Here is a 25,053-nt window from a genome sequence, read left to right as displayed (position 1 = left end):
GCCGGGGAGACGGCCAGGGCCTGGGGCACAGCGGATGCCGCGGGTGCGATGTCGGGGACGCGGGCCAGGCTGTTCAGCACGTCGCCGAGGACCTGGGCGTGGGAGTCGCGGACGGTGACGGCGTGGGCCAGGCGGCGGGTGGCGTCGGCGATGTGGCCGACGTCCACGGATTCGATCGCGCGGTCGGGGTGAGTCAGCCGGTGGAGCTGCTCGGCGTGGAAGGTGACGGCGCGGTCGGCGTACTGCAGGGCGTCGAAGCTGTTGAGCAGGGCGTACCGCATGCTGCCCGGCACGGGGTCCGCGGCGAGTTCGGCAACCGGGCGGCCGTAGAGGGCTTCGATCCGCTCACCCGCAGCCTGGGAGGCAGCGTACGGACCGGGCACTCAGCCTCTCCGAACTGCCACTCCGCCTCCGGCCCCTGCGGACGCCGGCGGGAGATTGCTGCTCGCGACTGTCGGCCGGACGGCAACCGGGGCGGCGAGCGGGCGGACCGCTGGTGGTGGCATCGCGGCGAGCAGCTTGTCCAGGGCGGTCCGGTAGCCGCTGCGTGCTGCCAGCGCCGCCTCCAGCCACTCAGCGTCGAACCGCAGCGCATCGGAGCTCAGGGAGTCCAGCTCTGCGTCGGGGGCCATCGCCGCGTGAACGCGGTCACAGACCCGTACGACCTGCGCCTCGGCCAGAGCGAGGAAGACCCGCAACTCCAGGGCCCGTACCAGGGCGGGCGAGGCTCCGGGACGGACCGCCCGCTCGTGGAGATCGTCCAGCGGCCCGCCGAACACGCCCTCCAGGCGCGCATCCTGGCTGCTGGGCCGGCGCCCGTCGCTCATCGGACACCTCCGCGGATCCGCGCGGGCTGTGCCGGAGCGGGGGTGGGCAGCGTGGTTGTGACCCGGGGCCCGAAGCGCTGCTGGATGCGGGCCGTCTCGGCAGGGGCCTGCAGGAGGAACCGGAGCGTGATGGCCCGGCCGTCGCGGGCGGCAACAGCGTGGTTCACCCGGTGGGCCAGCTCCATCACCGGGTCGTCAAGCTGATCCCCGACCGCGGTATCCAGCGCCGCGACCAAGGTGTCCTCGGCCGTCTCCAGCACCTGCTGGGCCTGGGAGAGCAGCCCGTACCAGTGGACCGCCTGGGTAGCGCCGGGGTGGGCCTGGGGTGCGGCGTGGATGGCCTGGGTCAGCTCGCTCATCGCGAGGCCGAACTGGGCCTCGATCCGGGCGGCGAACAGGCCGAGCACGTCGCCGTCGAAGACGTCGGGGATGTCGGACACGAAAGGGGGCTCCTGGGAGAAGAAGACGTGCGGGCGGGTCAGTTCGGGCGAAGGCCGTCATCCGGGCGGAGGTCACCGTCGTCGACCCAGCCGGTGACGCCCGAGGCGGTGGTGACGTGCCGCCAGGTGCCGTCGGCCACCGACGCTGTGAACGGCTCCCCGCGCCGCAGCACACCCACGGCCGTGGAGTCGCTGTCGGCGCGGGCATGGACGGCGAGAGCGAGCACCTGCCCGGCCGGCCGAGCGGTACGGGGCGCGGCGGCGCGGAGTGCCGTGGTGGAGGCGGCCCGGGATGGGGCGCCGCCCAGGACGGTGGCGGTGATGGACGCGGATGTGTAGCACACAGCGGATGGCTCCAGACCAGGCAGAACAACAGGAAGTGACCGCCCTCAGCGGGGCGGTGGTGTTGCAAAGGGTCCGGAGAATCCCCGGTTTCCGAAACCGGGACTTCGCCGCTATATTGCGCGCCGCCGATCCGCCGAAACGGGGCCGGGCGGGATCGTGTTCAGCGGCCGTGTGGCCGTCGAGATGCCTGCGGCACGGGTGTCGCTGGGGCCGTGCGGACCGGGCTGCGGCGTGCGGTCGGAGCCGGCGGCGGCAGCTCCGGAGCCTCCTCGTCCGACCAGGCCTCCCACCAATCAACCGCGGCGCCGTACGTCTCGAACCCGCCTTCACGCAGGGTGTGGGTGTTGGAGTCCCAGTCGAACCGCTCCCGCAGGATCCGGAACTCCGGCACCGCCTGGGGGTCAAGGGAGCGCAGCATCACCACCGTCTCCACGGGTTCGCGCATGTCGGCGGTGTAGCTGGCCAGCAAGGCGAAATGGTCGCCGTCGCCGCGGACACGTGCCTCCAGGGCCCGGGTGACGTCGTCGGCGGGGTCGTGCACACCTTCCTGCGGGCTGAGCGCGTCGGAGGGGCAGCCGCGGGCGATCAGGTACGACTGGGCCATCGCGTACAGCGGGAGTTCCTTGGAGTCGATCTCGAAGGTGCGGGCGCTCAGGTCGCGGGAGACGTGTACTGCCCTGAGCTGCGGGCTTCCCGGAATACCCCAGGTGGCTCCCTCGTCGAGGAGCACGAAGTAGCTGTCGGTGTCGGTGCGGTGTTCGCCGAGCACCTTCAAGGACGAGATGTCGAGATGGTCGTGGTGCTGGTCGTGCTCCTCGTCAGCAGGCTTGAAGCCGTCGAGTTCGTAGTCGGGTTCGTGGAGGGACACGTGGGGCGGACTGCTTTCTGCAGGCGGGAGAGGACGAACCGCAGGCACTGCGCGGTCAGTGGTGTCGGGCTGGTGTCGGCCAGGCTCCGGCCGGGCGGGCGGGCGCGGGGGTGGCCATGGCCGGTGGGCGGCGGGTGCCGAGCAGCGTGGTCCGGCCGGTGCCGGTGAGGGTGACCGGCTGGCCGACGGTCAGGGCCCGGGATGTGTCCCGGGTGACCAGCCCGAGGGCTTCCAGGCGCTGGAACGCGGGAAGTTCGATGAGACGGCCCTGGACGGTGCGGACCGAGACCCGGTGGGTGAGGAGGTGTTCGCGCATCGTGCCGCCGCCGGCGAGCGAGAGGAGCACGGCGAAGTCGCGGGGTGTCAGCTCCTCGTCAGCGGGGGCGGCGGCCTTGACCTCCTCCAAGGCGGCGGCCACACCGTCCTGCAGCCGGTCGCGGTCGGCCGTGGCCTGGGCCAGGTCGTGAACGGTCCGGCGCAGGCGGTCCAGGAGCGGGGCATCCACGGGGTAGCTGCCGGAGGACAGGCGCATCAGCGCGTTGCGGTGGTAGGCGATCGCGCCTTCGGCCGTCGCGAGGTCCCGGTGCGCTGCAGCGAGTGCGGCTCGCTCGGGCGGGAGCAGCCCGCTCAGGTGGTCGTGGTGCAGGACGGTCAGGTCGCCGACGACGCGCTCGATGGCGGCGTCCAGGGCGGTTGCCGGGGATTCGCGGGCGGTCACGACGGCCGGCAGTCGCAGTCGGCCGGGATGGCGGCCAGGAGGGCCGAGCGGCGGTAGGACTTGCGGCGACGGCCGTCGCCGTGGGTGATGTCGCGGCTGGCCACTTCGTAGGGGCGAAGCAGGGCGGCCAGGCGGGTCTGGGTGAGGTCAGCGTAGGTCCAGCGGCCCTCGGCGATGCCCGGCAGGGTGCGCAGCTCCGCGACGAGGTCGGCGGAGGACAGCGCGTCCGGGCTGCCGTAGCGGGCGAAGGCGTCCAGGCAGGCGGCCAGGATGCACGGGGCTGCGAAGGCGGAGACCGTGTTCTCGGCGGGGTGGCCAAGGGTGGTCGGCAGCTGCTCGGAGTCGGTGCACGGCGGGCAGCAGCTGTCGGCGCTCAGGAGGTGCGAGACCTGTCGGCCCGCCTTGGCGTGCTCGACGAGCAGATTGCTCAGGTCGTCGAGTTCCTGATCCTGGGCGGCGGCGGTGGTGGGCTGCGGTCGGCTGGCCCAGGCGCTCAGTTCCGCTTCCACCTCCAGCTGACGCTCGCGTGCATCCAGCAGGGCCTGGTGGCGCGGGTGCGGAGCCGGGCGGGGCTCGAGGAGGGTCGCCATCAGGGCCTGGAGCAGGGAGGAGGACTGGGCGGTGAGGTTGGTCATCGCGAAGGACCCTTCGGGGAAGTCGTGGTGATGCGGGCGGGCACGGGAAGTCCGGGGACCGGGAAGGCCGGGGCCGGAGGCGCCGGCATAGCGGCAGGACGCGGGCGGACCTGCGGCGAGAGGGAGCGAGCCGCGTACGCGCGGGGCCCGGCCGCGGGGCGGGGGCGGCCGACGCGGGCCCGGACGGTGTCGTAGATGTCGTGCTTGGCACGGGGGCGTACGGCGACGACGTGGATGTCGGTGGGGTGGCTGGACCCGGGCGGGGCTGGGCGGTGGGCGTAGACGATGCGCCACTCGACGCGGGAGCCGAGGTAGAGCTTGCGGTACCCGGACAGCTCCCCGGTCAGCTTGCCGCCCCTGACCTCGGCACGGACCACGTCCTGGATGAGGGCGAGCCCCAGGTCCCGCATGTCGCCCGGGGCGGCCAACAGGTCGTTCAGGGCCTCGGGGTGGAAGGACAGCCCGAACGCCGCGGGAGGCTGCGGTGGGTGTGTCACGTGGCGACCCCGACCGGCGAAGGTCCGGCGTCGGTCTGCTGGGTTTCGGCATCGCGGGCGGCGGACTTCGCGGACGGGCCCGGGCCGCGCAGCAGGCGGTGCTCGGGACGCTCCGGGTCGGTCTGGCAGGCGCTGAGGGGTCCACCGGGGGCGCGGACGTAGGCCAGGCAGTGGGTGAGGTAGTCCCGGTGCCACACGGCCATGCCGCTGAGGCCGGCCTCGGGGTCCTTGTGCTGCTGGTAGGCCAGCCACAGTGCGTGCAGCCACGCAACGACGTCGAGGTGTTCCTGCCACTGGTCGCACCACGGTGCGGCGGTGGTGACCTCGGCGCCGTAGACGTCCATGAGGTGGTCGTCCACCCAGTCGGTGAGCGCGGCCAGTTCGTCCTCGAACTCCTCGCCCTCCAGCTCCAGGATGGGCTTGGGGTCCGGCGGCGGGGCCGGGGCGGCGTACGAGGGCATGCCCGGGAATCCCGCGAAGGGCATGCTCGCGGCCATCGGGTCGGCCGGCGGGGCGGAGGCCAGCGTGTCGATCAGGCGGGCCTGTTCGGCCGACTGGTCCAGAAGCTTGCGCACCGATGCCTCGATCGATTCGAGGTCGCCTTCCGGCAGACGGACCGGCTCTATTTCCCCACCATGGCGGGGCTCAGCAGATTCGGACACGAAAAGGGTTCTCCTTGCAGCCGGGGCCGTGGAATCAGTGGCTCCGATGGTCCGGAGAATCCCCGGTTTCGGAAACCGGGGATCTGCCGCTATATTCCGCCCCGCCGCAATCCGGCCGGTGATGCGGTCCGGTCAGCAGGTCAGGTCGAAATCGTCCTGGGAATGCACCTGCTGGAGGGTCTCGGTGAGCCGGTCGGAGGCGACGGCCGCGTACTGGCTGGTCTTCTCGATGCCGATGAAGCTCCGGCCCTCCAGGAGGGCTGCGACCCCGGTGCTGCCCGATCCGGCGCAGAAGTCGAGCACGGTGCCGCCGGGCGGGGCGATCTTCACCAGCTGCCGCATCACCTCGACAGGCTTCTGCGTGATGTGCCGGCGCGCCTTGCCCGAGGGCTGCGAGGCGCTGAACATCCCCGGCAGGTAGACCGGGTTCGCGGCAGCGTCGATCTTGCCCTTCGCGCCCCAGACGATGAACTCGCAGTCCTGTCGGAACTTGCCCTTCTGCGGCCTGGCCTGCGGCTTGTGCCAGGCCATCACGCCCAGCCACAGCCACCCGGCGGCCTGAAGCGCGTCCGTGGTGGCCGGCAGCTGGCGCCAGTCGGTGAACAGCAGCGCCGTCCCGCCGGTCTTCGTCGCCCGGTGGGCCTCGGTCATGACCTGCGTCAGCCAGAGCGTGTACGAGCGCTGGTCCATGTTCTCGCCGGTGAAGTCCGGCAGGGCGTGCTGGGCGTCCGCGGAGACGTACTTCTGGCGGGCGGAGCGGCTGGTGCGCTCCTTCGCCGTCCGGCCGCCGCTGTTGTACGGCGGGTCGGTGATGACCGAGTCGGCGCAGCCGTCGGGCAGTGTCGCGAGCACGGTCAGCGCGTCGCCCTGGTGGAGGGAAAACGACAAAAGGGGACCCCAATTCGATGAGGGATGCGGGTGGAAGGGCTCCGGACCGCGCAGAAGCTCATGGCCGTAGAAGCCGGTGGCGCGCGGGGAGGCCCAAACTGTAGGTCACAATCCCCGGTTGGGAAGTATCGCGGGCCCAGGAGCGCGGAATCTCGCGGATTTCGGCGGCGATTTCGGTGACCGGGGATTCGGGCTTACTGTCGTGTCACTGCCCGGCGGACACCGCCGATGGCGTACCCCTTCCCCCCCTTTCCCTTTCCCGCAGGAGGCCCCTGTGTTCCGTCCGTGACCCCGCACGCGGCCATCGCCGCCGCCCGTCGCTCCCCGCCCGCCGCAGACCCTGACACGGAGACCGCCCATGTACCGCCCCTGCTGACCCGCCTCGTATCCCCCGCAACTTCCAAGGACCTGGAGGTCCCCCTGATGTTCCGCCCGTAACCCCCACTGCCCTGGTGCGCGAGGCAACGCCCACCCGGCACCCCCGATCCCCATGGCCTTCCCGGCCCGGCACCCGCTCCAGGAGTTCGCTGATGTTCCGCCCGTAAGACGCCCCCGCATCCCCCTTCTTCACCGGCCCGCCGCTGCGCGCCGATCCCTGCATTCCCCTGGAGGCACGCCCATGTTCCGCCCGTAACTCCCCTCGTCCCGCCGGGTGCGTGAGGCAACACGCACCCGGGCCGGGACCCTCTCGCCCGCCTCCACCGCTCCGGCCGCACGGCCCTTCCCCTTTTCACACCGTGCGGCCGGGGCCCACCCCCGAGGACCTCCCCGTGACCCGTTCCTCCCCATCCCCACGTGACATCCCCGCGGCCCGCCGACCGGAGGCCGCCCGGGAGTGAAAGGCATCGCCGCCGCGATCGGCGCGCTCTGCCTCTCCCCCTTCCTGCTGGCCGGCACCGCTGTCTTCGCCGCCGCCGCGAGCGACTCCTCGGGCAAGGGCACCTCCTGCGTCACCAAGTCGGTCGACACCGACGCCGTACGACGCCAAGTCGATTCCGTTCTCGGCGGATCCGGCGCCCAGAAGGTCCACGTCGACGGCCTCGACCTGCCCGACGAGCAGATACCGCACGCCCGCACCATCGTTGCCACTGGCATCACGCTCGAAGTACCCGAGCGCGGCCAGGTCGTCGCACTGGCCACCGCCATCCAGGAGAGCCGGCTGCGCAACCTCGGCTACGGCGACCGCGACTCGCTGGGCCTGTTCCAGCAGCGACCCAGCCAAGGGTGGGGCACTGCCGCCCAGGTCCGCGACCCCGTCTACGCCAGCACGAAGTTCTACCAGGGCCTGCTGAAGGTCCCCGGCTGGCAGCAGATGACGATCACGCAGGCCGCGCAGGCCGTCCAGCTGAGCGGCTTCCCCGACGCGTACGCCCAGTGGGAGCCTCTCGCCCGCGCGCTGCAGCAGGCCATCGCCCCGACGCTGAAGGGTGCCCGGCCGCCCGCCGACGGCCAGAGCCCGGGCCTCCCGGCCACAGACCCGTGCGTCCCGGGCGAAGACGGCAGCGGCTCCGGGCCGATCCCCGAAGGGGCCGTCCCCAAGGGGTACTCGATCCCCGCCGACGCCGATCCCCGTGCCAAGACGGCCATCACGTGGGCCATGAACCAGCTCGGCACCCTCTACCAGTGGGGCGGCTCCTGTCTCGCGCCCCACGGCCCGGACCCCATGGGCCGGTGCGACTGCAGCTCGCTGACCCAGCAGGCGTACAAGAAGGCCGGGATCACCCTGACCCGGACCACGTACACCCAGGTCAAGGAAGGCAACGCCGTCCCGCTGAACCAGCTTCGCCCCGGCGACCTGGTCTTCAGCCGCGGCACCCCCGCCGTCCCTGAGCACGTCGGTATCTACGCCGGCCACGGCTACGTCATCGAGGCCCCGCGCACCACAAAGCCGGTCCGTTTCAGCACCCTCGCGGATTACGCCGCCCACAGCGCGCGCCGTCTCCCGTGACACCGGTCCGCCCGGCCGGCCCTTGAGGCACCGGGCGGACCGGACCACCTTCGCGCCGCAGAACGCCCCCTCCCCCTCCCCCCCTTTCTTCCTGTTCCCCGGCAGGGCCCGTCGTGTCCTGCGCATGCAAGGAGCGCACCCCCCATCTCCCCCGCGAACCTCACCCCACCCCTGTCCGAACGCCTGACCCTGCTTGCCTACGATCCGGGGGTCTCGCCCAAGGGCGGCGGCCTGCCCGGCCTCGAAGTCCTGCGCACCGTCGTCAACTCGATCAACCTCTTCGGCATCGTCGCGGTGGTCGGCGCGCTCGCCGTCAGCCTCGGCGTGTGGGCCTGGGGCCACCACTCCGGCGGCCACCAGGCCGAAGCCAACGGCAAGAAGGGCGCGGTCGTCAGCGCCGGCGCCGCCCTCGGCCTGGGCGCGGCCAACGGCATCGTCGCGTTCTTCAGCGCCCTCGGCTCGCAGGTCCACTGATGAGGAAACGTTCCCTCGACGCTCTCGGTCTCGGCTGGCAGCCGCCCCGGCGCGTCATGATCGCCGCCGGCGTCCTGGCCGCGCTGCTCGTGCTGGCCGGCGCCGCGGCCTGGTGGACCGGCCGCGGCCACAGCCACAGCGCTTCCGCCCCGCACACCGGGTCCTCCGCATCACCGAAGAGCACCTCGGCCCCCGTGCCGAAGCCGCCCCCGGGCGGGTCCAAGGTCGCCGGTCCGCCGCCGATCGCCGACCCGCTGGCCTTCGCCCGGGCGAGCGCGGTGATGCTGTGGACCTTCGACGCCCGCACCACCAGCCGTGACGACCAACTCGCAGGCATGCACACCTGGATGACCGGCGAGACCGCATACGCGGACTGGGACTCCGTCCAGGCCCAGATCCCGGACCCGCTCCTGTGGTCCCGGCTCAAGGACAACGCCCAGCACGCCAGCGCCACCACCTCCGAGGCGCACTTCCCCTCGGCGTTCAAGCAGGCTCTGGCCGAGAACCCGCAGGCGATCACCGAGGCCTACATCTACGCCGTCACCGTCCGCGGCAAGACGCAACTCGCCTGGAACGGCGGCGGAGGCGGCGCCGAGGACCGCCAGATCACCCTCGCCGTCCAGTGCCGCCCCGGCAAGGACTGCCGCCTGGCCGCTGTAGCCCCGCGCGTCGCCCCGTAGCCCTTCCCCCCTCCCCGAAAGGACGCCCGCGTGGGCTTCTGTGACCTGCCCGTCGCCGGCAAACTCTGCACGGTCGGCGACGTGATCGACTTCGCCTCCGACCCCGTCGGCGCCATCGGGGACTGGATGGCCAAGTCGGCCGGCGACCTCGCCGCCGCCGCGGCCGACCTCGCCGCGAAGGCCATCAACCGGACCACCGACATCGACCTCGGCGCCGGCTGGTTCCGCGACAACTACGAGACGATCCTGCCCATCGGCCTGCTCCTGCTGGTCGCCACCTTCTGCGCCCAACTCGTACGGGCGGCCATCAAACGCGACGGCCAGGCCCTGGCCCAGGCCGTCACCGGCACAGCCTCCGGCGTGCTGTTCGCGTTCTGCGCCATCGCCTTCACCACGGTGGCCCTCGAGGTCGTCGACGCATTGAGCGACGGCCTGTTCAAGGCATCGGGGACAGACATGTCCACGGCCCTGCGGCGCCTGGTCAAAATCTCCCAGATCGGAGCCATCGCGGGCATGGGCTGGCTCGTCGCCGTCGTGGCCGCCTGCGCGAGCGCGGTCGGCCTGTTCCTCTTCTGGGGCGTGATGATGGTCCGCAAGGTCGGCATCCTGATCCTGGTGACCCTCGCGGTCTTCGCAGGAGCCGGCGGCGGCTGGGAGGTCGCCCGCCGCTGGCGACGCGGCTGGATCGAAGCCACCGCCACCCTCGTGGTGTCGAAACTGCTGATGACGATCATCTTCGTGCTCGGCATCGCGGCCATGAGCAAGACCGAAGCCAAGGACGGCGTCGCCGCCCTCGCCGACATGGCGGCAGGCATGGTCATCATGCTTCTGGTGCTGCTCTGCCCGTACATGGTGTTCAAGTTCGTCCACTGGGCGAGCGAAGGCACAGACGGTGAGCAGATTCACCGAGCCGGCGGTGCAGGTGCCCAGATGGCCCGCCAGCACGCCGAGAACGCCGGACGCAAGGCCGCTTCCGCAGCAGCCACTGCGGGCACCGGCGGCGCGGCAGCCGGGGCCGCGGGCGGCACCCAGGCCGCAGGCGGCGGAGGCTTCCCCGGTGACATCGCCGCCAATCCCACCGGCGGAATGAGCATGGACAAGGACGACTCCGGCGGCGACAGCTCCGGCGGCGGCTTCCGTGACCTCATGGAGCAGGCCGGCACCCCGCAGACCCAGAACAGCACAGGGCAGGGCGGCGGTCAGGACAGCGGTCCGCCGAGCTGGGGCGGCGCCGGTGGCCAGCAGGGCGAGTGGAGCAGCAGTGCTCCCTCCGATCCGATGCCTCCGGCCCACGGAGCCCCCTCCGCCGGTGACAGCTCCCAGTCCACCTCGCCGACCGGCCTGTAACCCCACCAGCCCCGCCCGGGGCAGGGCCCGCCCTCCCGCGTGCCCTGCCCCGGCCTGACCCGACCCGGACCTGAACCTTGTCTTCCGAAGTTCTCCCTCTCACCGTCAAGTTCCCCCACCGGTCCCGGCGCGGCATCCTGCTGGGCCTCAGCCTCCCGCAGCTCGCTCTCGTGTCCTCGGCCCTCGCGCTCCTCCTGGTCACCGTGGTGACCTCAGGCCTGATGGGCGCCGTCGTCCTGGCCCCCCTGTGGATCACCACCGCCGTCCTGGTCGGAGTACGACGCGAGGGCCGGTCGCTGATCGACTGGGCGCCGCTCGTCGCCCGCTACGCCCAGCGCCGCCGGAGTGGGCAGACGGTGTGGCGGGCCCGGCCGGTCTCCCGGCCGCGGGTCGAAGGGCTGCTCCACCTGCCCGGAACAACCGCGTCGCTGCGGGTGGTCACCTCCGCGTCCGGCGCCGCCGCCGTCCACGACCCCCACCGGCAGACCCTGACCGCCGTCGCCAAGGTCAGCTCCCGCGCCTTCGCCCTGCTCGATCCCGCCACCCAGAACGCCAACGTCGCCGCGTGGGGCCGGGCGCTCGCCGGCATCGCCCGGACCGGGCACGTCGCCACCGTCCAGGTCCTGGAGCGCACCGTCCCGGACTCCGGCGACAGCCTCGCCCGGCACTGGGCCGAGCACGGCAACCCCCAGGCGCCCGTCGCCGGACAGATCTACTCCGCGCTCGTCGAATCCGCAGGCCCGGCCGCCGCCCCGCACGAGGCCTACCTCGCCATCGCCCTGGACCTCAAAGCCGCCAAACGCCTGGTCAGCCAGGCCGGCGGCGGACTCGACGGTGCCTTCACCGTCATGGCGCAGACCACCGCGTCCGTCGCCCAAGCCGCCCGTGGCGCCGGTCTCACGGTGACCGGCTGGCTGGGCCCTCGGGAGATCGCAGCCGTGCTGCGCACCGCCTACGACCCCGCCTCCACCGCCCGCCTCCAGCAGTGGTCCTCCACCGGCCGCGCCGAAGCCGACCCGGCCGCCGCCGGCCCCGTCGCCCAGGTCGAGGAAACCGACCGGGTGATCACCGACTCCGCCCGGCACACCACCTACTGGATCGAGAACTGGCCCCGGACCGAAACCCACGCCGGATTCCTGCACAACATCATGTTCAGCACCGGCGTACGGCGCACCTTCTCCCTCATCTACGCCCCCCAGGGAATCGACTCCGCCCTGCGCGACGTCCAGCGCCGCAAGGCCGCGATCATCGCGGACGCCTCCGAGCGCCGCCGCCGTGGCCAGGTGGAGTCCGAGGCGGACAGCGTCGAGTACGCGGACGTCAAAACCCGCGAGAAGCAGCTGATCTCCGGGCACGCGGACGTCGCGCTGACCGGGCTGCTCACCGTCTCCGCCGACACCGACGCCCACCTGGACGCGGCGTGCGCGCAGATCGAAACGGCTGCCGCCGGCGCCCAGGTCGACCTGCGGCGCCTGATCTACCAGCAGACGGACGCCTTCACCGCCGGCGCTCTCCCACTGGCCCGCAACACCCTCTAACCCGCCCGCCCGCCAACTTGGCGTCCATCCCCTGCGAGAAGCCCTTGTCACCTGACGACCGCCGCGACATCCTCCCCACGAGCGACGCCCACCCGTACCTGCGGGCGGCCACCGCCGGCCTGCGCCACCACACGCGCACCCTCACCGCACAGACTGCCGCCAGCGAAAGCGCCCGGCCCGCCGACCGGCCACACCTCGACAGCCTGCACGCCCACCTCACCGCCCTGCACCGGCTGCTGGACCAGATCGCTGAACGCACCTGGCCCGAGCGCCCCGCCTCCGGACGGCACCTGGCCACCGCCCACGCCCGCCTCTGGCAGGCAGCCGACGCCGTCCACGCGGCATTCCACCTGCTACCCACCCCAGCCCCCGGCGGCAGCGACTGCCACCCCAAGCGGCTCCCGGAAGGCCCGCCCGTGCTGACCATCTGCCAGCGCCACCTGGCCGCCTCCCACGCCATACGGCGCAAGACCACGGCCACCGACCTCGCCATACCGGCGTCCTGAACACCCCCGCCCCGGAAACGAGCGAGCACCGTTGTCCCACCGCCGCGCCAGCGCCACCCCCCTGTTCACCCCGCACAACATCGGCCGCGCCCAGCGCCGGGCGCTTCGCAAGCAGACGGCCCGAGCCGAAGCCCGCGCCCGCACCGCCGCCGGCGCAGACGCGGAGCAGCAGCCCACCGAGGCGGCCTACCCCGATGCCGTCTACCCGCTCGCCGGGCGCCCCGGACCCGCGTCCGCCCGCGGCAGCCGCCTCAAACTCCCCGCCCACCGGATGACCACCGCCGTCGCCTCGGCCGCGTACCCGTTCCTCGCCGAAGGCGGGCTCGGCGCCGACGGCATCTATATCGGCCGCGACCTGCATGCGGAGGGCAGTTTCACCTTCGACCCGTTCTCCCTGTACGGAAAAGTCGAGGGGTTCACCAACCCCAACCTGCTGCTCGCGGGGGTGATCGGGCAGGGCAAGAGCGCCCTGGCCAAGAGCCTGGCCCTGCGGTCCGTCGCCTTCGGCTACCGGGTGTATGTCCCGTGCGATCCCAAGGGTGAATGGAGCGCGGTGGCCGCCGCCTTGGGCGGGACGTCCATCGCGCTGGGGCCCGGGCTGCCCGGGAGGTTGAATCCTTTGGACGCGGCGCCGAGGCCGGCGTCCGTGCCGGAGGCGGAGTGGGAGGGCGAGGTCCGCAAGCGCCGTCTGCTGCTGCTCGGCTCCCTGGCCCGCACCGTGCTGGGCCGGGACCTTCTGCCCATGGAGCACACCGTGCTCGACGTGGCGCTCGACGCCGCCTCCGCCCGGGCAGCGGCCAGTGGCCGTCCCCCGCTGCTCGGCGACATCGCCCACGCCCTGGCCGACGGGCCGGGCCTCGACCTCGCCGGCGGGCTGCTGGCCGGACGGCTCGGGGAGGCCGCCCGCGACCTTGCCCACGCCATGCGCCGCTTGGTCTTCGGAGACCTGGCCGGGATGTTCGACGCGCCCTCCACCAGCGCCTTCAACCCGTACAGCCCGATGCTGTCCATCGACCTCTCCCGCCTCGGCGGCAGCGACGACACCGCACTGGTCCTGGCCATGACGTGCGCCTCGGCCTGGATGGAAGCCGCGCTCACCGACCCGTACGGCGGCCGACGGTGGGTGATCTACGACGAGGCGTGGAGACTGATGAGGCATCCGGCCCTCCTGATGCGCATGCAGGCCCAGTGGAAGCTCTCCCGCGGCCTGGGCATCGCCAACGCCATGGTCATCCACCGGCTGTCCGACCTGCTGACCGCGGGCGACGCCGGCAGCCAAAGCCGCGCGCTGGCCGAGGGGTTGCTCGCCGACTGCAGCACCCGCGTGATCTACCGCCAGGAGACCGACCAGCTGCACGCCGCCGCCGGACTCCTCGGACTGACCAGCGTCGAAACCGCAGCCCTGTCCCACCTCAGCCGTGGCCGAGGCCTGTGGAAGGTGGCCGGCCGGAGCTTCGTGGTCCAGCACCAGCTGCACCCCGCCGAGCTGCAGCTCTTCGACACAGACGCCCGTATGCATTGACCGAAGAAACGTTGAACCAACCCGGGAACCCATGCCCACAGCACGCGCCGACCTGTCCCTGTTCGCCTCCGCGCTCGCCGCCCGTCTCCCCGGGCAGTGGACAAGCGAATACCAGCAGCATCCCAACTACCCAGACCAGTTCGCCACCATCGAACGTCTCTGGGACCGCGGCCACGTCGAGTACATCGTCAGCCAGTACGTCCTGGGCCACGAGGCCGTACTCCACGGCCCGGACGGCCAGCACCTCTACGTCAACGACCGGCCACTGCGGCCCGGCCAGTTCGTCGTCGTCCCGCTCGGCCCCGACATCGAGCCGCACCACTTCGTGGGCGTCGAGGAACCCAACGGGATCGCGGTCCCCAACGATCCCGTCCGGGCCGCCGCCAACATCGCGCGGCGGCTGCTGCCCCGCTACGAAGCAGCCCGCGACGCGGTGCGCCGGACCCTCGTCGACCAGCCCGAGCCCCCGCACCGCGAAGCCCCGCCGCAAGTCGACCAGACCCTCACCCTGACCTGGTACGAGGACGGAGCGCTCGGAGCGCCGTACAAGGACGTCCCGGAGGAAGCCAGGGAAACCCTGTACGTCCACGGATTCCAGTACCTGCCCCACCAGGCCGCGTTCCTCCTCCCCGCCTCCTACGGCGAGGCCGACCGCGCCGTGCGCATCCAGGCCGTCGCCCTCCGGCTCGTCGCGCACGGGATCGGCGTGAACCTGCGTCACGCCACGCCCACCGTCACGCTCCCGCCTCGCCCACCGGCCGTGGCCCGGCCGGTACCCGCACTGCCCGCAGCGCCTGCCGCCCGCGCCCGCTGACCACCTGAACGAAGGAACCGCTATCAGCACCCGCAGCTTCATCGCCCGCCCCACCGGTACCGGCTACGAGGGCATCTACTGCCATTACGACGGCTACCCCGACCACCAGCTCCCCCTGCTGCTCGGCGCCGCCCGCTACCGCTTCGGCGGCGACCTCGACGCCCTGCGCCGGCACCTCGTCGATGGACCCCACGACTGGAAGCAGCTCGGCATGGACCTCCTGGACGGGGCCCCCGACAACGTCCTGGAGCGGCTCGACCCCCACGGCGACCTCGGCCCCAGTGCGCCCTTCGACAACGTGTTCAACGTGGACGGTACCCCCGCAGAGCCGATCCCGGTCACCGACGCCAACGCTGATGCCATGGGCCTGGAATGGGGCTACGTCCTGCACGACCACGGCATCGAGGTCATCGCCCTGACCTGGTACGACGCCGGACCCATCGTGCCCTGGGACACCGACCCCCTCTCCCGGATCTCCGGCACCCCCTCGCTGTGGGACTCGAACCGGCCCGCGCCCATCCAGGCCCCCGCCACCCCACTGAAGATCACCAAGCCGCTCGCCCCAGCACCCGCACCCGCACCCGCCCGACCGCGGATCACCCGCTGAACGCCCCGCACATGGAACGCACTCCGGAGAGATTCCTGTCCGCCGCGCAGATCACCGTCGTCATCGCCACCCAGCTCCGCCCCGAACGCCTGCCCTACCTACAGGAGATGCACGCCAGCCTCACCCAGCAGACCGTGCCCTGGGAGGCAGTCCTCGTCCTCGACGGCGCCGACCCCGCCCTGGTACCTGCCCCAATCACCGCCGACCCCCGGGTCCGGATCCTCGCCCTGCCCCGACCGGTCGGCGCCGCCTGCGCCCGCAACCTCGGCCTGACCGAGGTCCGCACCGAATTCGTGAACTGGGCCGACGACGATGACGTCTTCCCCGACTGGAGCCTGGGCGTACGCCTGGAGACCTTCACCGACGAGCTCGGGTGGGTCGCCGGATACAGCGAGGACTGGCTGCCCGACGGCTCCCGCCGTCTGTGGGAATGCCCGGCCCCGCCCGGCTACCACGCCGCCGGCGACGTGGTGACGTACTGGCCCCGACCGCAGGACACCATCCCCGTCGGGCCGACGACCATCCTGGCCCGCACCCGCCTGGTCCGCGCGGCCGGCGGCATGGGCGGGCTCGTCCAGGGCGAGGACTACATGGCAGCCGTCGGCGTCACCGCGCTGGCCCCCGGCGTGCTGCTCCCGCTGCCCGTCTACCGGTACCGCAAGCACGACGGCCAGATGACCCGCGGCGAGCAGTACGAGGAGCTGGAGCTGGCCGCCCGCCGCCATGCCCACGCGTTCGGGCACGGCCTGCGCAACGCCCTCACCAGCCGGACGTGAGCATGGACGACCGTACGACACCCCGCTCCAGGGGCCAGGCACAGATCATCCTCGCCGTCAGCCCGGCCGACGGCCTGGTCGCCGTCCCCGTGGGCGAGCAGTACCCCTGGGCCAACACCGCACTTCAGCTCACGCCCGGATTCGAACGGCGCCCCGACGGCACGTACGCCCTGCGCGACGTGGACACCGCCGCACCCATCCTGCGCGCCCTCGCAGATACCGCACGCCGGCACCGCGTCCACCTCTTCGGCGGCCCCCGCACCTACCTCGGCGACTATGCCGCCGCGCTCGCCGACGGCCTGCCCGGGCAGTGGACGGTGAAGGTCGAGGTCTACGCACACCCGGTGTGGCAGGAAGACCTCGTCCCCCTCCTGTGGGACGCGGGCGAACTCATCGACTGCGTGGAGCACATCCGCATCCCGTACGCCGCCCAGCTCACCAACGGCGCAGGCATCGAACTCCTCCTGGCCGAACGGCCCGGCAGCACCGACCAATACCTGCTCGGCTCCTTCGCCGGCGCCACCTTCGACGACAACTACGCCAACCCGCACGCCCCCACCTCGATCGGGCTGCCCTCCGACGCGGCCCATGCCGCCGGCCTGGTCACCGGCACGTTCCTGCCCGCGTACGAACAGGCGGTCCACGAACGACTGCTGGCCGCCGTCGAAGCGGCACACGGAAGGCTCGAGGAACTCCACGCGACGTGGACGGCGATCCAGCACTCCGGCCGCTACAGCGACGGCACCCGCCTGGACCCGGCCACGCTCGGGCACACCCAGCAGCAGTACCTCGAAGAAAGCTCCGTGGAGTGGCGCCGACTGCGCCCCCACGCCGCTGCGCTCCTCTCCCGCGTGCGCCCTGTGGCGGGCGCCGAGGACTCCGCCTCTCTAGATCGGCTCCACCAGCTCCTTCACCCGGACGTGGCGGAACCCTCGTGGCCAGCGGCGCCGTCCTCGCCCCCAGCCCTGCAGCCCGGCACAGCCGAGATCCTCCGCCGGTGGCGGACCGGCGCGCCGGCCCTACTGCGCCAGGCACACGCCACTCGCCCCGTCGGCCCTGCTTCCACGGTCCGGCCCGCGCTTCCCACGGCCGGCGCAGCCGCGCCCGCCCTCCCCGGTGACCGGGTCGGGCGAACGCCCCGCGGCCGATGACCTTCCCCGACCATCAGGACGCCCCATGCAACCGCACTTCCATTTCGGGCTGCACGCCGAGCACGGTGTGGTCGCCCGTCCCAGCACAGCCATCACTTCCCACCTCGCGGCCTGGTACCTGGAGCGCGAGCAGTTCGAATCCGTGCCGGGCAAATCGGATCTGTTCCGGCTGACCCAGCCCGATCACGACCTGCGGCGCCGCGCCCGGCAGACCGTCCATGACCTCCGCCGACGTGGGTTCACCGTGCAAGCGGACCTCTCCCTCGATCCAGCCGAAACCGCCTCTCCGAGCGCCCCGACTCGGGGGAACTCCGCGGCCGAGCGACTGGCTCGCATCGCCCGGGCCGCCTCCGCACGACCTCCGCAGCACCGCGTGAATGCTCCCCAGGTTGCGTCCGTGCCCGTACCCGCCCTCGGCACCCACTCCTCGGCTGCCAGACGAACACGGTGACCGCGAAGGGCCCCACCCCGGCCTGACCCTCACGCCGCACCGACACCCCACCGCTTTCCCGCCACCACCGAAAGGAGATCCGCCTTGCCCGAAACACCAGCAGAGCCGTTCCTGACGATCCGGCACACCATCACCGGCGAGATCACCACCACCGGCTACAACGCCGCCGCCCGGCGGATCCTGCTCCAGGACGGCTTCGAAGAGACGCCCGACTGCGCCTGCCGAGCGACGGAACCCGGAACGGAGCGGACACCCGGGCCTGCTCGGCAGCCAGCGAGCTACCCGTCGCCGGCCATCCCCTGCACCTGTACCGAGCCCCCGGTCGGCCGGTGAGCGCCGACGTACGCCCCGGTTGGCCCGGTCGTCAATGTCGGCACAGTCCGTAGCCGCTCCGAGAGCGGCCAGCCTCTCCAGCTCATCGCCAACCCCACCCGCACCCGCACCTGTTGAAGGGAGCCCGTTTTGACCACACCCGGACCGCCTACCAGTCCAGCGCGCACCAAGGGCGGCGAACTACGTGCCAAGGTGGCCCGACTGCTGGCCGACCGGCCTGCGGACACCCTCACCATCGGTGACATGGCCAGGCAGCTGGGCCACTCCCACGGCGCCGTCCGCAACGCCGCCCTCACCCTGGTGCGACGCGGCGAGGCCGACCAAAGCGGAACCGGACAACCGGAGTTCCGCGCCAACGCGAAGACCGGCGCAGCCGCGCAGGCCGCTGTGATCAGCCCACCGGGCACCCACTCTCCCCGCGCCCAGGCGGCCACGGCCCGCACGGCCGCTCCCGCGGCAGCCACGCCCAGGCAGACCGGCCCGATCCGCCGCGCGGGGGGCCAGCTCTACCACCCCCGGGAGCTGGCCGATCTGCCCGACGTCGAGGCGTTGAATCGCCTGCGCGACGCCGACGTGCCGGTGCTGCTCTACGGCCCTCCGGGCACCGGCAAGACGAGTCTGGTCGAGGCGGCGTTCCCGGACCTGCTCACCGTCGCCGGTGACGGCGACACCACGGTCGGCGACCTGATCGGCGAGTACACGCAGGCCGACGGCGGAGGCTACGTCTTTCAGTACGGTCCGCTGGTCACCGCGATGACCGAGGGCCGCGCCCTGCTGATCGACGATGCCACCTTGATCTCACCGAAGGTCCTGGCGGCGCTGTATCCCGCGATGGACGGCCGCCGCCAGATCCAGGTCAAGGCCCACAAGGGCGAGACCATCAAGGCCGAGCCGGGCTTCTACGTGGTCGCGGGCCACAACCCCGGCGTCCACGGCGCCGTTCTGACGGAGGCGCTGTCGTCCCGGTTCAGCGTGCAGATCCAGATCGGCACGGACTATGACCTCGCCCTGGCCTTGAAGATCGATGCCCGGGTGGTCCGGGTCGCCCGACACCTCTCCCGCCAGGTCGACCTCGGTGAGCTGGGCTGGGCCCCCCAGCTACGGGAACTGCTCAGCTACCAGAAGACCGAGGCCGTCCTCGGCACCAACGCCGCGCTCGCGAACCTGGTCGGCATCGCTCCTCTGGAGGATCGCGACGCCGTCGCCGACGCCGTCATCAAGGCTGTCGGCGTCAAGAAGATCGCGCCCCTCACCCTCGGCAAGCAGCTCCCCGCCTCACCCGTCCGAAAGCCTCCGGGCAGCACCGTCTCCGCGCACCGGGGCCGCTCGCGATGAGCGCCCACCACCACGTCCAGTCCCCCGCCACCACGCCGGACCACGACGCCGACCTCGCACGATGGGACGACGACGGCGCCCCGCCCGCGCAACCCCGTTCCTCCCCGGACGCGTGGCTGCGCGTGGGAGCCGAACTCGGCGACCGGCTGGTCGCCCTCTCCGGCCGCCAGGACCTCCTCGTCACCTGCCGCCCCGGCACGCGCAGCGGCGCACCGGCCGCGTTCTACCCCACGTTGGGCGAGGTCGAGTTCGACGCCGGCCTGTTCGCCCCGCTCCAGCCCCACGAGATCCATCCGCGGATCGTGGGCGACGAGGAGCGGTATCCCGCCGCCTGGGGAGTGTTCGTCCACGAGGCCGCGCACGCGGCCCACTCCGTCTGGACACCGCCTGCCGGAGCGAACCCCCGTGTCGTCGAGGCCGCGTTCCTGCTGGAGGAGAGCCGCGCCGAAGGCGCACACCTGACCAGGCGGCCCACGGACCGCACGTACCTGCGCACCAGCGCCCGAACCCTGGTCATGCCCGACATCGCTCACCCCACCCTCCAGGGCATCGAGCACGCCGCCGGCGTGGCGGCCCTGATCCTCGGCCGCCGCGACGTCGGCATCCTGGACGCCGGCGAGACCCGGGCCGTCGCGGATCTGTGCGAAAAGGTGCTGGGCGCAGACCTGCTGGCCACCCTCACCCGCATCTGGACCGCAGCCCACCAGTGCGCCGACCACGACGCCACGACCATGCTCGGGCACGCCCAGGAATGGTGCGACGTTCTGGACACCGCGGCCCCCGCCCTGCCCGTGCCGGAGAACCTCACCGATCTGCTGTCCGGCGCCGTGGGGGTCGTCATGGACAGCACGGCCGCCACCGACGCCGCCGACCTCGCGGCGCAGGCGGCAGCGACCGACGCCATGGCCGCGAAGTCCCAGGCGCGGGCACAGGACCGCGCCCAGCGGGCCAGCCAGCGGCGCCAAGCCGCCGCCACCGCCAAGTCGGTCTTCAACGCCCGCGGCACCGTCAACCCCGACGGCACACCGGCGCCCCGCAGCAACCCGGTCACCGGCACCCGCAGGCCGACCGCCGCCGAGCAGAGTGCCGCCTCGCGCCTGAGCCGCGCCCTGCGTGCCGCCGCCTACCGCGAGCGGACCGAGGAGCGGATCACCAGCCCCACCCCGCCCGGCCGCCTCAACATGCGCGCGGCCCTCGCCCGTGACGCCCAGCGTGCGGCCGGGTCGGTCCCGACCGCGGAACCGTTCAACCACACCCGCCGCCGGAATACCCCCACCCCGCCGCTGCGTGTGGGTATCGCGGTGGACGTCTCCGGCTCCATGCGTGCCGCCTGCGCGCCCGTCGCGTCCGCTGCCTGGATCGTGGCACGTGCAGCCGCCCTCACCGACCCCGACTCCCTTACCGCCACCATCGCCTACGACAGGCACCTGACCGCGTTGACCCGGCCCACCCACCGGGCACCGGAGCGCGTGACGACGTTCGATGCCAACGGCGGCGCCCACAACCTCGGCGACGCCATCGACGCACTCGACCACGGCCTCGCACTCAGCCTCCCCGGCGCCGGCCGCCTCCTCGTGATCGTCACCGACGCCCGGTACCGCAGCGACGAAACCGCCCAGGCCGTCACCCGCGTCAAGCAGCTCACGACCGCCGGCTGCGCCGTGCTCCAGCTCACCCTCACCGCGAATTCCCACCATCTGCCGGGGACCACCGTGCTGCACCTGCCCCGGCCCTCCAGCGCTCCCGCCGCCATCGCCACGGCGGCCACAGACGCCATCCGCAGGACACGCTGAGACGACGCAGAAGGCGGAAGCGTCCCCCGAGACCACCGCCAAGCACTCGAGACCACCTCCGTCCGCCGCATGAATCGTGCACCTGATGCACGACCCTCCGCAGCGACGCAGGCCACCACCCCAACCGCCAACGAAAGGCACTCGATTTGAAGCCCCAGACCAGCAGCCCGACCTCGAACATAACGCCCATCAAACGGAATTCCCCGGGGGTCCCCACGTCCTTTGAGATCTTCCACAGCTGTGGACACACCAGCACCCGTGATCTGTCCGATCGTTCGGCGGACCAGCGCGCTGGATACGCCCGATGGCTCGCCGCCCGGCAGTGCACCGATTGCTGGCGGGCCGATCACCAGGCTGATGCCCCCAGTACGGCCGAGTGGCTTGCCACCAAGCGGGCGGACGAACAGGCCACCGCCGCCAACTGGGCAACCCAGTTCGACATGCCGCCCCTGGAGGGGCCGGAAAAGATCCTGGGCTGGGGCGAGCGGACCCGCCACCAGCTGGTGACCCGCGCGTACACCGCGCTGGTCACCGAAGGGACCTGGGACGAAGCCGACTGGGCCCAGCTGGAGGAGCAGGTCCGGCTGCTGACGAGGGCCGGGTGGTGGGTCGACCAGCGCGAGGCCGAAGGGAGCGATCTTCCCGAGCTGCTGGAGGCCGCCGACGACCGCGACCGGCCCACGGAAAACCCGTTCCGGTAGCCGCGCGGCGCGCAATATAGCGGCGAAGTCCCGGTTTCGGAAACCGGGGATTCTCCGGACCCTTTGTCTTCCACCGCCGCCCAGCGTCTTCGTGGAAGGACCGCCGTGCCCGAGACCCGCCCCGTGTATTTGCCGCCCGACCCGCTCACCCCGGAGCGGGACATCACCCGCCAGCACTTCCGTCCCGGCGAGCACGTCGTGATCCTCAAGGGTGCCGCCGGCGGGGAGCTGTGGGGCGACGCGATGAGGGTCGTGGCCCCCTCCTGGCACACCCCGACCGACGAGGACGGGTGGCGGCTGCTCGACCCCAACGGCGGCGACCGCTCCTACGTCACGGCCCACCCCCGCTACCTGGTGCACCTGTCCAAGCGGTGCCCGGAGTGCCTGATGCACCAGAAGGCGCTGCGGGAGTACCTGGTCAAGCGCCTCGGGGACGGCGAGGACGTCGTGGACTGCAGCTGGTACTCCCTGACCGCGCTCAACCAGCTCGTCCACGTCGCCGATACCCGGCCCGGGCGCTGACCACGGCCGTACCGGCGCCCCGAAGGCGCGGGCCTTCTGCCATCCGTTCAAAATGCAATCCCCGAGCGAGACCATGATCATTGCAATCCACTCCCGTGACGTGACCGCCGAGGATGCCCTCGCCGAGGCGCTCGGACGGGAGATCAGCCTGAACGAGGGCCCGACCACCGAGCCCGGTGGCACGGTGGTGGCCCATTCGAACCGGCTGGACCACTCCCCCGACGAGGACAAGACCTGGAGCTCTGCGACGTGGGCCGACCATCTCGCCAACCCGTCGCTGAAGCACCCGCTCGCCTCCGGGCCCGACGGCGACCGGCGCGCAATCCTCCACGTCACCGCGCACATGCATCCGCTGGACCGGGAGCTGAACCACGCCGAGTGGTCCGAGATCGGATACCGGATCGCCCGTGTCGCCGGTATAGCGCCACCCGGAGACGACCAGGCTTGCCAGTGGATCGCCGTCCAGGCTCAGCCCGGGCGCCTGGACGTGATCGCTAACCTCATCCGCCTCGACGGCACCTGGAGTGCCCAGCCCCGACGCCTCCTTCAGACCCTGGTCGCCGAGGCGCGGAGCATCGAGGCCGACCTCCTCCTTCGCTCCAGCCACCGGCAGGACTCCCCGCGCCGGGACCGGGCGCCCGGGCTGGAGCACGTCGCCTCTCCGCGGGTGCCGACCGCGACCGGCCCGCTCGCGGGAATCCTGCGGCAGCTCGCCGCCAAGCAGTCCGGCCCGATCTCCACAGTGCGTCAGCTCGTGGAAGAGGTCGGTCGGCAGGCCGCCACGCTACCCGGCGACCAAACCAAAGCCGCGGCAAGGGACTTGTTCTGGGCAGCGCGCCGCCTGTACGGGCTGCAGGAGCAGCTGGGCGAGATCGCCTCCCGGCTCCAGCCCTCTGAGCCTTCGGCCGCCCTTGCGCCGGCCCGACCGGTACAGGCACCTGCCGCATCGCGGGCGGCCGTACGGTGAACGAGCCGGCGACCCCTCGCGAGGCAGCACCCGTCACGGTCGCCCGGGACATCGACACCGGCCGGATCATCGCCCGCGGCGGTGATGGACTGGCTCACGGCATTCTGGAACGCACCCTCTTCCTCCGCGAGGTGCGCGGCACGACTTGGCACAGGATGTCGCCGACCGTTCTGCCGGAGGACCAGGCCGCAGTGGCGCGGCTCGCCGTCGCCCGGCTCCAGGCGGCGCGGTACCGGGTCGAGGCCGACGCCGAATACGCGACGGAGACGACTCAGGACCGCTACGTCACGGACGGCCGGTCCATCGCCAACCTCGCCGCCGCCATCCGCGAGGCGGCCAGCCCGGCCGAGGTATCCGACCGGCTGGAGGAGGTGACCGCCGCGCACGACGGCATCCTCGCCGCCCTGGACCAGCTCCTCCACTCCCTTGCCGCCGTCTACGACGGCCTCGGCGGACCTGCGGACCGGCACGCCGCGGCCCGCATGCGCTACCTGGCCGAGCACCACCTCGGTCCCATCACCGCCGACCTGCTGCACACCCGCGCAGAGCTCGCCGACCGCACCACGGCCCCAGCCAGGCCGGGCACCTCACTGCCCGCCGCCCCGCCGGCCGCACCAGCCCCTACCGCCTCCGGACGGACCCGATGACCCCCGCCCCATGTTCGAGGAGCCCATGCCCGCCCCCCGCACCCTGCCCGACGACGACAGCCGAGACGTGGAGTCGTTCGCCACCAACCTCTCCGAGGAACTCCCCGGGGCCTGGACCGTGCACCACCACCAACACCAGAGCCACGAGGACCAGTTCCTGCACGCCGAAGAGGTCTGGGACCTCAACGAAGTGGTCGCCGCTCTCGCCGAGTACACCCTGGGCGCAGACGCCCACCTCATCCGCGACGACGGCACCCGCCTGTACGTCACCCTCCATCCCCGGCATGACGAGGAGTTCCTCGTGGCCGCCATGGCTCCGTCCGGCGCTGCCCCGGAGGCATTCGCCGGGGTCCGCGAACCGGACGGGATCGCCGTGCCTGCCGATGCCGAGCGCGCCGCCCGCGCCATCACCGCCGACCTGCTGCCCCGATACGACATCGCGCTCGCCCAGGTCCGGCACAACGCGATGAACCCCCCGCAGCCCCTGCCCTCTGCCGGTGCTCAGCCGCAGCAGGTGGTGATGACCTGGCTCGAGGACGGTTCCCTCGCGGCTGTCACCACCGCCCGGCCCGCAGCCGAAGCCCTGGTCTCCGAAGGGTTCGCGTGGAACACCCCGGCCGGCGCCTATGTGCTCTCCGGCGACGACACCCGCGCCCAGGCCCACGCCGTCCAGGCTGCCGGCGCCCGCCTCGCCCGCCTCGGCTTCGCCACCGTGCTGCGCGCCGCCGTCCGTCCTGCCGCGGAGGCCACGCTGCCCACTCCCCCGCCTGGTGCCCGGACCGCCGCCCGCGCCCGGTGACCCCTACGCCCCGGCACCACCCAGCCCACGCCCAGCCATCCGTCGGCAGTACCGGCCACCGGCCGCGCGTCCCACCGCTCAACGCCGCCACCCGGCCGCGGCTCGCCCGTTTCCTGCTGCGCAGCTACCTGCGCGCCGCCGTCGTCAAGGCCGCAGGTCCCGACCGGCCTCGGCTCGCGCCTCCGCCGCGCACCGCACCTCCGGCCGCCTCCATCCACCGCCAGCCCCGCTGACCACCGTCGGGGGTACGTCACAGCCCCCT

At 72.4% G+C, this 25,053-nt stretch carries 31 protein-coding genes; 20 read left to right on the top strand and 11 right to left on the bottom strand.

All coding sequences use genetic code 11. The features are described 5' to 3' along the window. The 10 genes from ACFWP3_RS30650 to ACFWP3_RS30605 form a co-directional block, all read right to left on the bottom strand. A partial coding sequence (locus ACFWP3_RS30650) for a hypothetical protein (RefSeq protein WP_384227440.1) occupies positions 1 to 383 on the bottom strand: 383 nt, incomplete at its 3' end. Next, complete coding sequence (locus ACFWP3_RS30645; RefSeq protein ID WP_384227438.1) at positions 384 to 827, bottom strand: hypothetical protein; 444 nt, start codon at positions 825 to 827, stop codon at positions 384 to 386. It abuts the gene before it with no gap. Next, a complete protein-coding gene (locus ACFWP3_RS30640; RefSeq protein ID WP_327386837.1) occupies positions 824 to 1,267 on the bottom strand; it encodes a hypothetical protein in 444 nt (147 codons plus the stop codon). The genes ACFWP3_RS30645 and ACFWP3_RS30640 overlap by 4 nt, the downstream gene beginning before the upstream one ends. A gap of 38 nt (positions 1,268 to 1,305) precedes the next feature. Then, complete coding sequence (locus ACFWP3_RS30635) at positions 1,306 to 1,611, bottom strand: SH3 domain-containing protein (protein ID WP_384227435.1); 306 nt, start codon at positions 1,609 to 1,611, stop codon at positions 1,306 to 1,308. Positions 1,612 to 1,772: 161 nt separating this feature from the next. Continuing rightward, on the bottom strand, positions 1,773 to 2,480 hold the full coding sequence (locus ACFWP3_RS30630; RefSeq protein WP_384227433.1) for a hypothetical protein: 708 nt from the start codon (positions 2,478 to 2,480) through the stop codon (positions 1,773 to 1,775). A 55-nt stretch (positions 2,481 to 2,535) separates the two neighbouring features. Continuing rightward, positions 2,536 to 3,198: a hypothetical protein gene (locus ACFWP3_RS30625; RefSeq protein ID WP_384227431.1), complete on the bottom strand. Its 663-nt coding sequence runs from the start codon at positions 3,196 to 3,198 to the stop codon at positions 2,536 to 2,538. Then, positions 3,195 to 3,833 carry a DUF3631 domain-containing protein gene (locus ACFWP3_RS30620; protein WP_384227429.1) on the bottom strand — a complete coding sequence of 213 codons (639 nt, stop codon included), beginning with the start codon at positions 3,831 to 3,833 and terminating at the stop codon, positions 3,195 to 3,197. Before ACFWP3_RS30620 ends, ACFWP3_RS30625 begins: the two co-directional genes overlap by 4 nt. Next, a complete protein-coding gene (locus ACFWP3_RS30615; protein ID WP_053627873.1) occupies positions 3,830 to 4,330 on the bottom strand; it encodes a hypothetical protein in 501 nt (166 codons plus the stop codon). Before ACFWP3_RS30615 ends, ACFWP3_RS30620 begins: the two co-directional genes overlap by 4 nt. After that, positions 4,327 to 4,992 (bottom strand): DUF4913 domain-containing protein, encoded by a 666-nt coding sequence (locus ACFWP3_RS30610; RefSeq protein WP_384227426.1) that lies wholly within the window; start codon positions 4,990 to 4,992, stop codon positions 4,327 to 4,329. Before ACFWP3_RS30610 ends, ACFWP3_RS30615 begins: the two co-directional genes overlap by 4 nt. A gap of 132 nt (positions 4,993 to 5,124) precedes the next feature. Continuing rightward, on the bottom strand, positions 5,125 to 5,880 hold the full coding sequence (locus ACFWP3_RS30605; RefSeq protein ID WP_384227424.1) for a DNA-methyltransferase: 756 nt from the start codon (positions 5,878 to 5,880) through the stop codon (positions 5,125 to 5,127). A gap of 835 nt (positions 5,881 to 6,715) precedes the next feature. Here ACFWP3_RS30605 and ACFWP3_RS30600 point away from each other — a divergent pair. The 11 genes from ACFWP3_RS30600 (at position 6,716) to ACFWP3_RS30550 (ending at position 17,243) form a co-directional block, all read left to right on the top strand. Next, a complete protein-coding gene (locus ACFWP3_RS30600; RefSeq protein WP_384227422.1) occupies positions 6,716 to 7,828 on the top strand; it encodes a C40 family peptidase in 1,113 nt (370 codons plus the stop codon). 171 nt (positions 7,829 to 7,999) lie between these two features. After that, entirely contained in the window at positions 8,000 to 8,302 is a 303-nt protein-coding gene (locus ACFWP3_RS30595) for a DUF6112 family protein (protein ID WP_030861899.1), read from the top strand. Then, positions 8,302 to 8,982, top strand: a complete 681-nt coding sequence (locus ACFWP3_RS30590; RefSeq protein ID WP_384227419.1) for a hypothetical protein — start codon at positions 8,302 to 8,304, stop codon at positions 8,980 to 8,982. Before ACFWP3_RS30595 ends, ACFWP3_RS30590 begins: the two co-directional genes overlap by 1 nt. A gap of 30 nt (positions 8,983 to 9,012) precedes the next feature. Beyond that, complete coding sequence (locus tag ACFWP3_RS30585) at positions 9,013 to 10,329, top strand: ATP-binding protein (protein WP_384227417.1); 1,317 nt, start codon at positions 9,013 to 9,015, stop codon at positions 10,327 to 10,329. A gap of 77 nt (positions 10,330 to 10,406) precedes the next feature. Continuing rightward, positions 10,407 to 11,867: an SCO6880 family protein gene (locus tag ACFWP3_RS30580; RefSeq protein WP_384227415.1), complete on the top strand. Its 1,461-nt coding sequence runs from the start codon at positions 10,407 to 10,409 to the stop codon at positions 11,865 to 11,867. A 44-nt stretch (positions 11,868 to 11,911) separates the two neighbouring features. Next, complete coding sequence (locus ACFWP3_RS30575; protein ID WP_384227413.1) at positions 11,912 to 12,373, top strand: DUF6238 family protein; 462 nt, start codon at positions 11,912 to 11,914, stop codon at positions 12,371 to 12,373. A gap of 31 nt (positions 12,374 to 12,404) precedes the next feature. After that, positions 12,405 to 13,895 (top strand): ATP-binding protein, encoded by a 1,491-nt coding sequence (locus ACFWP3_RS30570; protein WP_384227411.1) that lies wholly within the window; start codon positions 12,405 to 12,407, stop codon positions 13,893 to 13,895. A 31-nt stretch (positions 13,896 to 13,926) separates the two neighbouring features. Further along, positions 13,927 to 14,709 (top strand): hypothetical protein, encoded by a 783-nt coding sequence (locus tag ACFWP3_RS30565; RefSeq protein WP_384227409.1) that lies wholly within the window; start codon positions 13,927 to 13,929, stop codon positions 14,707 to 14,709. Between the two features lie 211 nt (positions 14,710 to 14,920). Then, the gene (locus ACFWP3_RS30560) at positions 14,921 to 15,316 is read left to right on the top strand and encodes a hypothetical protein (protein WP_384227407.1); all 396 of its coding nucleotides are present in this window, start codon (positions 14,921 to 14,923) and stop codon (positions 15,314 to 15,316) included. Between the two features lie 11 nt (positions 15,317 to 15,327). Next, positions 15,328 to 16,092, top strand: coding sequence for a glycosyltransferase family 2 protein (locus tag ACFWP3_RS30555; protein WP_384227405.1), 765 nt, complete (start codon positions 15,328 to 15,330; stop codon positions 16,090 to 16,092). Next, on the top strand, positions 16,089 to 17,243 hold the full coding sequence (locus tag ACFWP3_RS30550) for a hypothetical protein (RefSeq protein ID WP_384227403.1): 1,155 nt from the start codon (positions 16,089 to 16,091) through the stop codon (positions 17,241 to 17,243). The genes ACFWP3_RS30555 and ACFWP3_RS30550 overlap by 4 nt, the downstream gene beginning before the upstream one ends. A gap of 13 nt (positions 17,244 to 17,256) precedes the next feature. Here the strand turns inward: ACFWP3_RS30550 and ACFWP3_RS30545 are convergent, their stop codons facing one another. After that, positions 17,257 to 17,493: a hypothetical protein gene (locus ACFWP3_RS30545; protein ID WP_053627885.1), complete on the bottom strand. Its 237-nt coding sequence runs from the start codon at positions 17,491 to 17,493 to the stop codon at positions 17,257 to 17,259. Positions 17,494 to 17,805: 312 nt separating this feature from the next. Between ACFWP3_RS30545 and ACFWP3_RS30540 the strand changes: the two genes are divergently transcribed. The 9 genes from ACFWP3_RS30540 to ACFWP3_RS30500 all read left to right on the top strand — a co-directional run bounded on the left by ACFWP3_RS30540 (position 17,806) and on the right by ACFWP3_RS30500 (position 25,024). Continuing rightward, a complete protein-coding gene (locus ACFWP3_RS30540; protein ID WP_191869161.1) occupies positions 17,806 to 18,027 on the top strand; it encodes a hypothetical protein in 222 nt (73 codons plus the stop codon). A gap of 192 nt (positions 18,028 to 18,219) precedes the next feature. Continuing rightward, positions 18,220 to 19,362, top strand: coding sequence for an AAA family ATPase (locus tag ACFWP3_RS30535; RefSeq protein ID WP_384227447.1), 1,143 nt, complete (start codon positions 18,220 to 18,222; stop codon positions 19,360 to 19,362). Then, the gene (locus ACFWP3_RS30530) at positions 19,359 to 21,155 is read left to right on the top strand and encodes a hypothetical protein (protein WP_384227401.1); all 1,797 of its coding nucleotides are present in this window, start codon (positions 19,359 to 19,361) and stop codon (positions 21,153 to 21,155) included. The genes ACFWP3_RS30535 and ACFWP3_RS30530 overlap by 4 nt, the downstream gene beginning before the upstream one ends. Positions 21,156 to 21,595: 440 nt before the next feature. Continuing rightward, positions 21,596 to 21,856 carry a hypothetical protein gene (locus tag ACFWP3_RS30525; protein WP_350325246.1) on the top strand — a complete coding sequence of 87 codons (261 nt, stop codon included), beginning with the start codon at positions 21,596 to 21,598 and terminating at the stop codon, positions 21,854 to 21,856. 105 nt (positions 21,857 to 21,961) lie between these two features. Beyond that, entirely contained in the window at positions 21,962 to 22,378 is a 417-nt protein-coding gene (locus ACFWP3_RS30520; RefSeq protein ID WP_384227399.1) for a hypothetical protein, read from the top strand. A 100-nt stretch (positions 22,379 to 22,478) separates the two neighbouring features. Then, positions 22,479 to 23,345 carry a relaxase/mobilization nuclease gene (locus ACFWP3_RS30515; RefSeq protein ID WP_384227397.1) on the top strand — a complete coding sequence of 289 codons (867 nt, stop codon included), beginning with the start codon at positions 22,479 to 22,481 and terminating at the stop codon, positions 23,343 to 23,345. Beyond that, entirely contained in the window at positions 23,342 to 23,992 is a 651-nt protein-coding gene (locus tag ACFWP3_RS30510) for a hypothetical protein (RefSeq protein ID WP_384227394.1), read from the top strand. The genes ACFWP3_RS30515 and ACFWP3_RS30510 overlap by 4 nt, the downstream gene beginning before the upstream one ends. 10 nt (positions 23,993 to 24,002) lie before the next feature. Further along, a complete protein-coding gene (locus ACFWP3_RS30505) occupies positions 24,003 to 24,791 on the top strand; it encodes a hypothetical protein (protein WP_384227392.1) in 789 nt (262 codons plus the stop codon). Further along, positions 24,788 to 25,024, top strand: coding sequence for a hypothetical protein (locus ACFWP3_RS30500; protein ID WP_384227390.1), 237 nt, complete (start codon positions 24,788 to 24,790; stop codon positions 25,022 to 25,024). Before ACFWP3_RS30505 ends, ACFWP3_RS30500 begins: the two co-directional genes overlap by 4 nt. The last annotated feature ends 29 nt before the right edge of the window (positions 25,025 to 25,053 follow it).

Origin of the sequence: Streptomyces sp. NPDC058525 (assembly GCF_042719495.1) — a bacterium.
GTDB lineage: Bacteria > Actinomycetota > Actinomycetes > Streptomycetales > Streptomycetaceae > Streptomyces.
This window is presented reverse-complemented; position numbering and strand designations above follow the sequence as displayed.